The following is a 12,301-nucleotide window of genomic DNA, read 5'->3' as shown; positions in this document are numbered from 1 at the left end:
ATGGTAATCAGTAAAGCCTGCGTTTGGCAATTTGCTATCACAATATGCAAGATGAGATGGGAGATAAATCGAACCACCAACTATTTTTTGACGATTTCATTGTGTTAGATGAACGCGTCGACAATGCCGATCAATTTTTTGATTTTACATTTCCTATTTTAAAACTAGAAGGCTATGTGTAAGACTCCTTTTTACTCGTTATTAAGCAACGAGAATCGTTATATTCAACCACACTACTGACTGACCTTATGTTGTGGCTATGCCATATACCGATATCAAACATCTGATTAAACCTTTTATTTTTTAGCCGGGTTAAAGCACCAATTGAATGGTGTGAAATGGCAAATGATATATTTTTGATTTCTCAACATAGGGAGAAAGATTTCAATTTTCAAATTGGTAAAAGCAATGATGGTATTCTTGTAAAGAAGTTTAGGAAATTTATGCATTTCAGTATAAAAACAAAAATAAAGTTAACTAATAAAACGGCTAATTTTACGTTAGATGCTTTCGTTTAATGATAATGAATAATCAATTGTTTACAGACTCAAAAAGTTTATAATCAGCATAAAGGTGAGGCTGTTAAACAAACAAATAGGATGGTTTTGTATGAAAAGATTTTTAATTATTATTACAGCATGCTTTGTATTAAACATATCATTTAATCAAGTATTAAGTGCACCTCAATCAGATAAAACTTTTATTCTTCGCTCCGATAAAGCATTGCCATCCATTCAAGTATCTGAGCAAAAAAATTTTTTCAATGTGAATTTTAAGAAAGTAAAAACAGATAGAACAGAAAAAACACAGCAATCCAATGAAAGACAGATCCTGCTTTATAGTAATGATGTAGATAATGCTCGGATTTTTATTCTGTATGAAGCTGTCACTAATGAACAAGATGCGATGACAGTTTTTTTAACGCAACTAAAACTACGCAGTAATGAAAATCCGGAAATTAAATCTTACAAAAATGTGAAATATGTTGAAGGTATTGATTCCAAAGTAAATGGGCGCTATATCTATACTCAACAATTTGACCAAGCAAAAGGCTTTGTTGTAATAAAGGCTTTAATGTATAACATTGATGCAAAAAATAGTGATTTTTACCAAACAATAAATCCAATTCAAACCACCAAACTAATAGATGAATTAATCAAATTTTCTAAACCATAACAAAGAGTTGAAAATCAGCAAGTAAGTAAAGTCGTAGTAAAATTTTATTATTTTATCGTGTTTTTACTTAGCTCATAAAGGAAACAAAATGAAAAAAGTTATAATCAGTTTTATCTCAATATTATTGTTTGGTTGTGGGACCTTAGAAAATAATTATCAACCTAGCAACTATGGTCCGATGTTAACGGTAATTAATCAAAAATTACCAACTTATGATTTACCCCAAAAATTAGATTTCCACAATAAAACCTATTATATATATAATCAAAGTTGTGATAGTGGTTCAGGTAATCCTAATGATAAGCGTGCAATTATGTACATGCAAGATCCTAAATCAGCAACCTATTATGAAGATTATTTCATCATTATGGATGATGTTGTTGCCAATGCTCAAGATGCTCAAAAACTCTTCAAATTGCAAATCGCAATGCGTTCATCTGATCCAAAAGTCACTCAAGAAGGTAACGTTTCTTATGCTGTAGGAACTGATGAAAAAAATGGTATAGGTTATTTAATTGTCAGTACTTATGATGAATCAACCCATTTGGCTCGTAATCGTTTTTATCTCATTCTACTTAATGAAAAAAATGACCATTTAGTAAAATATATGCAAACCCATACTAAACAAATGGTACAAGAGATATTGAAATTAGGACGTAAATAGTTAATTTACCAGTCTAATACTGATAACTTCAATCACAAGAATAGCAGCGTTAGTTGCGTTAATCGTTATGCACTGCTAGTATTGCAAAATTTCGATATAACAATGGTGATTATGCGTAACACATTTTCTGATAGTTACTTTCAACGTTTTAGCGGAATTGCGCGGTTATATGGTGAATCTGCATTAGCTTCTTTTGCTCGTGCCCATATCTGCGTGATAGGCATAGGTGGGGTAGGTTCTTGGGTGGCTGAATCGCTAGCGCGTAGTGGTGTGGGTCAAATTACATTGATTGATATGGATGATGTATGTGTCACCAATACCAATCGTCAAATTCATGCCTTAACAACAACTATCGGCAAAGCCAAGACAGCGGTAATGGCTGATAGAATTTTGCAGATCAATCCTGAATGCATTGTCAATGAGATCGATGATTTTATTAATGTTGATAATGTCAGCGACTATTTAGGAAGCAAACAGTTACCACGTTATGATTATATCATTGATGCAATTGATAGTGTCCGTGATAAAGCTGCGGTATTGGCTTATTGTAAACGCCAGAAGTTAAAGGTGATCACAATTGGTGGAGCTGGTGGTCAAAAAGATCCTACCCAAATTAGGATCGTCGATTTAGCCAAAACGATTCAAGATCCGTTAGCGGCTAAGTTACGCGAACGCTTAAAAAACGATTATAAACTCAATAAAGACAGTAAAGGTAAATATTCAATTCCTTGCGTTTTCTCAACCGAACAACTCACTTATCCGACTAAAAATGGTCAAATTTGCTTTACCAAAAGTGATGCCGACGGCGCGAAAAAAATGGATTGTGCATCGGGTTTTGGTGCAATTACAACCGTTACAGCAACCTTTGGTTTTGTTGCAGTTAGTTATGTGTTAAATAAATTATCTAAAATATAATTACAAAACCATCTATCTTATTAATATTAAACATTAATTGTTAACTCATGACCATTTTGTCTAAAAATGGTTTTTTCATCAAAAAAATAACCAATATTTGTTGTTATTTATCCTGTTAATCACTTTCATTTTGTCTGTTATATTTATTTTTTGTGCAATATTATTGTATAAAGTAAAAAACTGATTTAGGATAACGACAATTTCGTTTAGTTGTTATGCTGAAGCATTTAAAATTCAAGGAAGAAGCCAAACGATCCAGATTTATTTTTTTAATTTCAAGGAGAAATCTATGGCAGTAACCAACATGAATGAGTTAAATGAGTTAATGGCCCGTGTTAAAAAAGCACAGGAAACTTATTCAACTTATACTCAAGAGCAAGTCGACAAAATCTTCGTCGCAGCCGCTACAGCAGCTGCAGCAGCTAGAATCCCACTAGCTCAACAAGCTGTAGAAGAATCAGGCATGGGAATAGTAGAAGATAAAGTCATTAAAAATTTATTTGCTGCTGAGTACATTCTAAATAAATACCGACATGATAAAACGTGTGGTGTTGTTGCAGAAAATGAACCATACGGAACAATAACCTTAGCTGAACCTTTAGGTATTATTTGTGGTATCGTTCCAACAACCAACCCTACTTCTACCGCAATTTTCAAATCTTTAATCAGCTTAAAAACTCGTAACGCCATTGTTTTTTCTCCACATCCTAGAGCTAAAAAATCAACTATTGAAGCTGCTCGCATTGTACTCGATGCTGCTATTAAAGCAGGCGCACCAAAAGATATTATTGGCTGGATTGATGAACCTTCTATTGAATTATCGAATGCATTAATGCATCACGATGATGTTGCTGCTATTTTAGCAACCGGTGGTCCAGGTATGGTTAAAGCGGCTTACAGCTCAGGTAAACCAGCACTAGGTGTTGGGGCAGGTAATACGCCAGTTATTATTGATGAAACGGCTGATTTAAAACGTGCTGTTGCCTCTGTACTTATGTCTAAAACGTTTGATAACGGCATGATTTGTGCATCTGAACAAGCGATTGTTGTTGTTGATTCTGTGTACGATGAAGTTAAACGTTTATTAACACAATATGGTGCATATGTTTTAAATGCTAAAGAAACTAAAGCGGTTCAAAGCATTATTTTAAATGATAAAGGTGCTTTAAATGCTAACATTGTTGGTCAACCAGCAACCAAAATTGCTGAAATGGCTGGTTTTAAAGCCCCTGCAGGTGCAAAAGTCCTTGTCGGTGAAGTGACTAAAGTTGATTTGTCAGAACCTTTTGCGCACGAAAAACTTTCACCAACATTGGCTATGTTCAAAGCAAAAGATTTTAATGAAGCTGTAGAAAAAGCCGAAAAATTAGTTGAAATGGGTGGTATGGGTCATACCTCTGTTCTTTATACTGATCAAGATAGTAATCGTGAGCGAATTGCTTATTTTGGCAGCAAAATGAAAACGTGTCGTATCTTAATTAACCAACCAGCTGCACATGGTGGTATTGGTGATTTATATAACTTTGATTTAGCACCATCTTTAACATTGGGTTGTGGTTCTTGGGGTGGTAACTCGGTATCTGAAAATGTTGGACCGAAACACTTAATCAACAAGAAAACCATCGCTAAGAGAGCAGAAAATATGTTATGGCATAAATTACCAAGTTCTATTTATTTTAAACGTGGCTCACTTCCTGTTGCTTTAAATGAAGTCATTGAGCAAGGAGCAAAACGCGTCTTTTTAGTAACTGATAAATTTTTATTTAATAACGGTTATTCAAAACAAATTACTGATCAACTAGAAGCACAAGGTGTAATTTGTGAAACCTTCTTTGATGTTGAAGCTGATCCAACGTTAAGTATTGTTCGTAAAGGAACACAATCAATGACTGACTTCCAACCCGATACTGTTATTGCTTTGGGTGGTGGTTCGCCAATGGATGCGGCTAAAATCATGTGGGTACTTTATGAACACCCAGAAACAAAATTTGATGAATTAGCGTTGCGTTTTATGGATATTCGTAAACGTACTTGTCACTTCCCTAACATGGGTAAAAAAGCTAAATTAATTTGTGTAGCAACTACATCGGGTACGGGTTCTGAAGTAACACCATTTGCCGTGGTAACAGATGATGCAACTGGGCAAAAATATCCATTAGCCGATTATGCTATTACGCCTAACATGGCAATTGTGGATGCTAATTTAGTAATGAACATGCCAAAATCACTTTGTGCTGCGGGTGGTTATGATGCGGTAACTCATGCGTTAGAAGCTTATGTGTCTATCATGGCGAGTGAGTTTTCTGATGGTCAAGCATTACAAGCATTAAGTTTGTTAAAAACTTATTTACCTGCAAGTTATAAAGATGGTGCTAAAAACCCTGTTGCGCGTGAAAAAGTGCATAGTGCGGCAACATTAGCTGGTGTTGCTTTTGCTCAAGCATTTTTAGGTGTTTGTCACTCAATGGCGCATAAAATTGGCGCTGCTTTCCATATTCCGCATGGTTTTGCTAATGCAATGCTTATTAGTAATGTAGTGCGATTTAATGCAACCGATAAACCAACTAAACAAGGTACGTTTAGCCAATACGGTTATCCTAAAGCGGTAAGTCGTTATGCAGAAATTGCAGACCATTTAGGATTAACATCCGCAAGTGATAAAGATGAGAAGAAAGTTGAAAAACTGATCGCTTGGTTAGATCAACTTAGAATAGAGCTTGATATACCGTTTTCTATTAAAGAATTTGGTGTAGATGAAAAAGCATTTTTATCGCAAGTTGATCAACTTGCTGTGGATGCCTTTGATGACCAATGTACTGGAGCAAACCCGCGTTATCCTTTAATTGCTGAATTAAAACAAATTCTACTTGATACTTATTATGGACGTCCATATCAAGATAAAGGTGACATCAGCGAGGATGTTGCAATGCATACTGCCGCTAAAGGTGTAGCAGTTGAATCAAAGAAAAAAGTCGCTAAAAAGAAATAATTTAAAATATTATTTTTGATTAAATAAAAACCTGAAATAGCTTAAATTTCAGGTTTTTTTTATGTTTTTGATTTTTTTTTAAGCAAACAAAATAAAATTTGATTTTTTTGCTTGCAAGCTTAAATGTTCTAGTCCATAATGCGCAGCACTTAGGCCGGCTTAGCTCAGTAGGTAGAGCAACTGACTTGTAATCAGTAGGTCGCCAGTTCGATTCCGGCAGCCGGCACCATTTTCCTAAGTAAACAAAATTATAAAGATTCGGGGTGGGGTTCCCGAGCGGCCAAAGGGAGCAGACTGTAAATCTGCCGTGTCACACTTCGAAGGTTCGAATCCTTCCCCCACCACCACATATCTAATATTAGCAATAGCTAATTGAAGCATTTAGGTAGCCGAGTTTGAACATGCGGGCATCGTATAATGGCTATTACCTCAGCCTTCCAAGCTGATGATGCGGGTTCGATTCCCGCTGCCCGCTCCAATTGCTGATATAGCTCAGTTGGTAGAGCGCACCCTTGGTAAGGGTGAGGTCGGCAGTTCAAATCTGCCTATCAGCACCATTCTTGTTAATCTCCTAAACTTCTAAAAATATCGAATTTGACTGCTTTAAAGCTTGTCACTCGATGGCTTTATCTGTTATCATTCAGAGCTAATTTTAAGTTAGTATTATATTGATATTAAATATGATACTTGGTTAATGTGGTGATTCACCACCGATTTGTATTACATTTGAGGGACGATAAATGTCTAAAGAAAAATTTGAACGTACAAAACCCCACGTTAACGTTGGTACAATCGGCCACGTTGACCATGGTAAAACAACTTTAACTGCTGCAATTACGTCTGTACTTGCTAAAAAATACGGCGGTCAAGCTCGTGCATTCGATCAAATCGATAACGCACCAGAAGAAAAAGCACGTGGTATTACCATCAATACTTCACACGTTGAATACGATACACCAACTCGTCACTACGCACACGTAGACTGTCCGGGCCATGCTGACTATGTTAAAAACATGATCACTGGTGCAGCACAAATGGACGGCGCTATCTTAGTAGTAGCAGCAACTGATGGTCCTATGCCACAAACTCGTGAGCACATCCTTTTAGGACGTCAAGTAGGTGTTCCTTACATCATCGTATTCTTAAACAAATGTGATATGGTTGATGATGAAGAATTATTAGAATTAGTTGAAATGGAAGTACGTGAACTTCTATCTCAATACGATTTCCCAGGTGATGACACACCAGTTATTCGTGGTTCAGCGTTAAAAGCGTTAGAAGGCGATGCAGCATGGGAAGACAAAATTGTTGAATTAGCTGAAGCTTTAGATACTTATATTCCAGAGCCAGAGCGTGATATTGACAAACCATTCCTACTTCCAATTGAAGACGTATTCTCAATTTCAGGACGTGGTACAGTAGTAACAGGTCGTGTAGAGCGCGGTGTAATCAAAGTTGGTGAAGAAGTTGAAATCGTTGGTATCAAACCGACTACAAAAACAACTTGTACTGGTGTTGAAATGTTCCGTAAATTACTTGACGAAGGTCGAGCAGGTGAAAACGTAGGTGTGTTACTACGTGGTACTAAACGTGAAGAAATCGAACGTGGTCAAGTATTAGCTAAACCAGGTTCAATCACACCACATACAGACTTTGAATCAGAAGTTTATATTTTAAGTAAAGAAGAAGGCGGACGTCATACTCCATTCTTCAAAGGTTACCGTCCACAGTTCTACTTCCGTACAACTGACGTAACAGGTACTATCGAGTTACCAGAAGGTGTAGAAATGGTAATGCCAGGCGATAATATCAAAATGACAGTATCATTAATTCACCCAATTGCGATGGCAGAAGGTTTACGTTTTGCGATTCGTGAAGGTGGCCGTACTGTTGGTGCGGGTGTTGTTGCTAAAGTTATTAAATAATTTTATACACTAGCGACAATAAGAAGGGTGTCGTTTGATACCCTTTCTTATCTAGTCTGTTTAGCAAAATGTTTTTCTTTAAAGAGCATTTTGGAAAATAGATATTATTATAAATAACATAATCATAGGTTTTATATGCTAGTAAGTAACGAGAGTCAAGATACAAACACGAATCTAGACAAATTCAAATGGGGTTTAGTTCTAGTACTGATTGCGTTTATTGTCTGGGGGAATTTCTATTTTGCTGGACCTAATGATATATATCAACCAAATACTATTGTACGAATTATTGCGGTTGTTGTAATTTCGTTGTTAACTTTATTTATTGCCTTTACAACAAATAAAGGTAAGGCATTTTATGTGTTTTTACAAGAATCTAGAAAAGAGCTAAGAAAGGTAGTTTGGCCAACACGTAAAGAGACCGTACAAACAACTTTACTCATTGCTGCAATTACTGTGATTGTAGGCTTAGCACTTTGGGGAATGGATTCTTTATTCCGTTCAATAGTCTTTTATTTAACATCAATAGGACGTTAATATGAGCGAAGCACAACAAAAACGTTGGTATGTCATTCAAGCTTACTCAGGTTATGAAGCGCGTGTTGCACAATCATTACGTGAATATATCAAATTACATAATATGGAAGACGCATTTGGCGAAGTATTAGTTCCTACAGAAGAAGTCGTTGAGATGAAAAGTGGTCAACGCCGTAAGAGTGAACGTAAATTCTTCCCAGGTTACGTACTAGTTGAAATGATAATGAACGATGCGACTTGGCATTTGGTCAAAAGTGTACCAAGAACTATGGGCTTTATTGGTGGTACATCGGATAGACCAGCACCGATTAGTCAACGTGAAGTTGATGCAATTATGAACCGCTTACAACAAGTCGGTGACAAACCTCGTCCTAAAACACTGTTTGAACCAGGTGAGCTTGTGCGTGTTAATGAAGGACCATTTGCTGACTTTAATGGTGTGGTTGAAGAAGTTGATTACGAAAAAAGTCGCCTAAAAGTTTCAGTTTCTATTTTTGGTCGTTCAACACCTGTTGAACTTGATTTTAGCCAAGTAGAAAAAAGCTAATTTATTTGAATATTTTTAATTCAATGACAACAAAAATCACAGAAATTATTCTGTGATTTTTTTTATGCAAAAAATCTGCCTTAAAAATAACAATTACTATTTTTTATTCGCTATTTAAATGTAATGACCTAGATAGCCTTATTTGGATCAACGTCAATGTTTTACCCTTTCGATAAAATGATAGGATAAACATAAAGGTGAATTTGTTCATCACCGACAGAAATGATTTGTATTGCATTTTAGTTTTTTGTCTATTTTTACTTCATTAGTATATTTCTTCTTGCTACTCTCCTCATTAAGTATCTTCGCTTAAAAGTATTTTTATAGCTCATAATGGTGTAATTAACTTTATGTTTTAAATCAAATCTTTCATTTTGATGCTATTTATACATTATTTTGTATGATATTTACAGTAACAAACTTATGGTTTTGTTATTCCCGTATGGGCTATGCAATAATATTTTTTGGTTTGAAATGATGATGATACATAAGTTTGCTGGCTTTTAGGGAATGGAAGGTGATTGCTTTGTCATTGGAACAATGATAATAATTACCCTATTAGTATGTGCTTTATACTCAGCTCTGGCTATATTTTTGACGATGTTTACGAAAAGAGAAAATTGATACGGCTGCAATTTATTGATATTTTGTCAAAGATCTATTTATTCGAGTTATTTTTAACGCAATTTTATTAGGTGTTGCTGTTGGAGTTAATGCAACATTTGGGGATAATCTATGCACCGCATAGCGCTAGAATATGCTAAGCATATAATGGTTATAGGTCGAATTTTTTATTATCAATTATAATTCTGACTGTTGTTGTTAGACTTTGTGTTACGTTGATGAAGGGAATGTTCTGGTTATGTTACCGAATTTACAACCAACTATTTAGGTTTATCAAAAACTAATTTTATCGATGTGCAAAGAATTTCCCTGAGCATTATAATAATGGTTATATTTCAATTTTTGGTTATAAGCTAAAATGCCAAGATTAAATCAAATTTAAATCAACACGCTGTATTGTTGGCATTAGACTAGAAACTATTGAGCTGATAACCCAAAAAGCTGAAGATTGCCAAAAATATCGTGTCGAAAATGTAGCGTATATGCGGACTCAGTACAAGATTTCAGTTAACTGGTATGATCAAATCTTACTTTTATACGTTAATTTCATTTAATTTAAAGCCAAAATACGGCGATGAATTTTATCTAAAAATTCATCCCGACGGGATATTGGTATTAGATGAATAAATTATCTTTACAAATTCAATAAATTACTCTTAGCGATAAAATTTAGTTTGTTTAACTCTTTCTATTTTTTACTAAGGTTAAAGTATAAGACCTCTTTTCATAAGGCGATCTTATCTGATCTTTTACATCATTTGTATTTGCATTGGTTGCTTTAGTAAACAGCAACCAAGCAAGGATATATTTGTGTGTGATGTTGCTCATTAAATATTTTTTTAAAAATATTTAAAATTAGCCATTTACAAAAAAATTCGTTTTAACTTGGCTCTTTATTGAAGAATATTATGCTATAGGTTAATTAGCAAAAATAAACCTGGAAAAACAATATTAATCTTCATAATTAAAATCTTCTAGTTGCTGCTGTAAATCTAACCATTTCATTTCTGATTCTTCTTGATCACCTTTAAGTTGGCTCTGTTTCAGTAATAATTCCGTTAATTGTGATTTATTTTCTGTTTCGTAAATAGTTGGATCAGCTAATTGTTCTTCAATTGCTTTTAATTGTTTTGTCAGTTGTTCAAGAACTTGCTCTTCTTTTTGCAACAATTTTTTAATTGGCTGCATTTGCGCTCTTAATTCCGCTTCACGGCGTTTTTGTTCTTTGCGCTCTTGCGAGGAGATATTTTGGACACTATCTTTTTTAGCCGCATCTTGATCGGGTTCAGGTTGATTTTCAGCTTTCTGTTCTTCAGCAAGCCATTTTTGGTAGTCATCAAGATCGCCATTAAATGGTTCGACTTTATGATTGTGGACTAAATAAAACTCATCAGTTGTTGAACGTAATAGATGACGATCATGTGATACAACAACTAAAGCTCCTTCAAAATCAATAAGCGCCTCGGTTAATGCCTGACGCATATCTAAATCTAAATGGTTAGTTGGTTCATCAAGTAACAGTAAATTGGGTTTTTGCCAAACAATTAGTGCTAACACTAATCGCGCTTTTTCACCGCCTGAAAATGTTTTTACAGGCTCATTGACTTTATCACCATGAAAATCAAAACCACCTAAATAGTTACGCAGTTCTTGTTCTGTTATTTTAGGATCAGCAAGTTTGGTTAGATGCCAAAGTGGCGATTCATCACCTCGCAAATACTCTAACTGATGCTGAGCAAAATAGCCTAATTGAACACCTTTGGCTAAATTAATATGGCCTTCTTTAGGTTGTAGTTCGCCCGCTAATAATTTAATTAAGGTCGACTTACCCGCTCCATTGCGTCCTAATAAACCAATTCTTGAGCCTGGCACAAGATTCAATTTAATTTTTTCAAGGACAATTTTATCTCCATAGCCGGCAACCACTTTATCCATCATCAATAATGGACTTGGTAAAAATTCAGAAGGTTTAAAATTAAAATGGAAAGGATTATCCACATGCGCTGGCGCTATCAGTTCCATTTTTTCTAGCATTTTAATTCGACTTTGCGCTTGTTTCGCTTTGGTTGCTTTAGCTCTAAAACGGTCGATGTAACTTTGCAAATGAGCGACTTTAAGTTGTTGGCTTTCGTATAATGATTGTTGTTGAGCCAATTTTGCTGAGCGCTGTGTTTCAAATGATGAATAATTGCCTGTGTATTCAAATAATTTCTTTTGTTCGATATGAATAATTTTATTCACTAAAGGATCTAAAAAATCTCGGTCATGTGAGATTAAAATTAGTGTACCTTGGTAATTACTTAACCACTTTTCAAGCCAAATTACAGCATCTAAATCAAGGTGGTTGGTCGGTTCGTCCAGTAGCAGTAAATCAGAACGACACATTAACGCTTGCGCCAAATTTAGTCGCATTCGCCAACCGCCCGAATAGGATTTAACCGGCAACAGAAGTTGTTCGTTAGAAAATCCTAAACCATGTAATAGTGTTGCAGCTCTTGCCTGTATTGACCAAGCATCAATGGTATCGAGTTTTTCATGAATAATTGCAATTTGTTCACCATTATTTTCTTGATTAGCAATGGCTAATTTCTGTTCTAATTGGCGATACTCTCGATCCCCATCAATAGCATACTCAATAGCAGGCACATCTAAAGCGGGTGTTTCTTGATTAACCCAAGCTAGTTGCCATTGTGCAGGAATGCTCAAGCTACCACCATCTGCTTGAATTTCACCTTTGATTAGCGAAAATAAGGTGGATTTTCCACAACCATTTTTACCAACTAATCCCACTTTTTGTTTAGGATTAATAGTGGCTGAAGCATTATCTAATAGGAGATTTACACCTCGGCGAATTTGGATAGAATCAAAAACAATCATGATATTGCGATCTATTATTCAAAATAAAATGAGCTATCCTAGCAAAA

The 12,301-nt window shown here is 35.2% G+C and carries 8 protein-coding genes and 4 tRNA genes; 11 read left to right on the top strand and 1 reads right to left on the bottom strand.

Annotated features, from left to right (window positions below):
• Positions 1-609: 609 nt before the first annotated feature.
• The 11 genes from A9G03_RS08630 (at position 610) to nusG (ending at position 8,753) form a co-directional block, all read left to right on the top strand.
• On the top strand, positions 610-1,176 hold the full coding sequence (locus A9G03_RS08630) for a hypothetical protein (RefSeq protein ID WP_065798947.1): 567 nt from the start codon (positions 610-612) through the stop codon (positions 1,174-1,176).
• 88 nt (positions 1,177-1,264) lie between these two features.
• On the top strand, positions 1,265-1,840 hold the full coding sequence (locus A9G03_RS08625) for a hypothetical protein (protein WP_065798946.1): 576 nt from the start codon (positions 1,265-1,267) through the stop codon (positions 1,838-1,840).
• 111 nt (positions 1,841-1,951) lie between these two features.
• Positions 1,952-2,755 (top strand): tRNA cyclic N6-threonylcarbamoyladenosine(37) synthase TcdA, encoded by an 804-nt coding sequence (gene tcdA / locus A9G03_RS08620; RefSeq protein WP_065634045.1) that lies wholly within the window; start codon positions 1,952-1,954, stop codon positions 2,753-2,755.
• Positions 2,756-3,044: 289 nt separating this feature from the next.
• Positions 3,045-5,744 carry a bifunctional acetaldehyde-CoA/alcohol dehydrogenase gene (gene adhE / locus A9G03_RS08615; protein ID WP_065798945.1) on the top strand — a complete coding sequence of 900 codons (2,700 nt, stop codon included), beginning with the start codon at positions 3,045-3,047 and terminating at the stop codon, positions 5,742-5,744.
• Between the two features lie 153 nt (positions 5,745-5,897).
• Positions 5,898-5,973 (top strand) — tRNA-Thr (locus tag A9G03_RS08610).
• 33 nt (positions 5,974-6,006) lie between these two features.
• A tRNA-Tyr gene (locus tag A9G03_RS08605) sits at positions 6,007-6,091 on the top strand.
• A 56-nt stretch (positions 6,092-6,147) separates the two neighbouring features.
• A tRNA-Gly gene (locus A9G03_RS08600) sits at positions 6,148-6,222 on the top strand.
• A gap of 3 nt (positions 6,223-6,225) precedes the next feature.
• Positions 6,226-6,301 (top strand) — tRNA-Thr (locus A9G03_RS08595).
• A 183-nt stretch (positions 6,302-6,484) separates the two neighbouring features.
• Complete coding sequence (tuf, locus tag A9G03_RS08590) at positions 6,485-7,669, top strand: elongation factor Tu (protein WP_065633263.1); 1,185 nt, start codon at positions 6,485-6,487, stop codon at positions 7,667-7,669.
• A 135-nt stretch (positions 7,670-7,804) separates the two neighbouring features.
• Positions 7,805-8,206: a preprotein translocase subunit SecE gene (gene secE / locus A9G03_RS08585; protein WP_065633262.1), complete on the top strand. Its 402-nt coding sequence runs from the start codon at positions 7,805-7,807 to the stop codon at positions 8,204-8,206.
• Between the two features lies 1 nt (position 8,207).
• Positions 8,208-8,753 carry a transcription termination/antitermination protein NusG gene (nusG, locus tag A9G03_RS08580; RefSeq protein WP_065633261.1) on the top strand — a complete coding sequence of 182 codons (546 nt, stop codon included), beginning with the start codon at positions 8,208-8,210 and terminating at the stop codon, positions 8,751-8,753.
• 1,575 nt (positions 8,754-10,328) lie between these two features.
• On the opposite strand, the gene A9G03_RS08575 is transcribed toward nusG, so the two are convergent.
• A complete protein-coding gene (locus A9G03_RS08575) occupies positions 10,329-12,254 on the bottom strand; it encodes an ABC transporter ATP-binding protein (protein WP_065798944.1) in 1,926 nt (641 codons plus the stop codon).
• Between the last annotated feature and the right edge of the window lie 47 nt (positions 12,255-12,301).

The sequence above is a fragment of the Gilliamella sp. wkB171 genome, assembly GCF_001693755.1.
In the GTDB taxonomy this organism is placed as follows: domain Bacteria; phylum Pseudomonadota; class Gammaproteobacteria; order Enterobacterales; family Orbaceae; genus Gilliamella; species Gilliamella apicola_F.
This window is presented reverse-complemented; position numbering and strand designations above follow the sequence as displayed.

Coding starts and splice junctions, on each gene's coding strand:
- A9G03_RS08630 (WP_065798947.1), top strand. CDS start 610: ATGAAAAGATTTTTAATTATTATTACAGCATGCTTTGTATTAAACATA.
- A9G03_RS08625 (WP_065798946.1), top strand. CDS start 1,265: ATGAAAAAAGTTATAATCAGTTTTATCTCAATATTATTGTTTGGTTGT.
- tcdA (WP_065634045.1), top strand. CDS start 1,952: ATGCGTAACACATTTTCTGATAGTTACTTTCAACGTTTTAGCGGAATT.
- adhE (WP_065798945.1), top strand. CDS start 3,045: ATGGCAGTAACCAACATGAATGAGTTAAATGAGTTAATGGCCCGTGTT.
- tuf (WP_065633263.1), top strand. CDS start 6,485: ATGTCTAAAGAAAAATTTGAACGTACAAAACCCCACGTTAACGTTGGT.
- secE (WP_065633262.1), top strand. CDS start 7,805: ATGCTAGTAAGTAACGAGAGTCAAGATACAAACACGAATCTAGACAAA.
- nusG (WP_065633261.1), top strand. CDS start 8,208: ATGAGCGAAGCACAACAAAAACGTTGGTATGTCATTCAAGCTTACTCA.
- A9G03_RS08575 (WP_065798944.1), bottom strand. CDS start 12,254: ATGATTGTTTTTGATTCTATCCAAATTCGCCGAGGTGTAAATCTCCTA.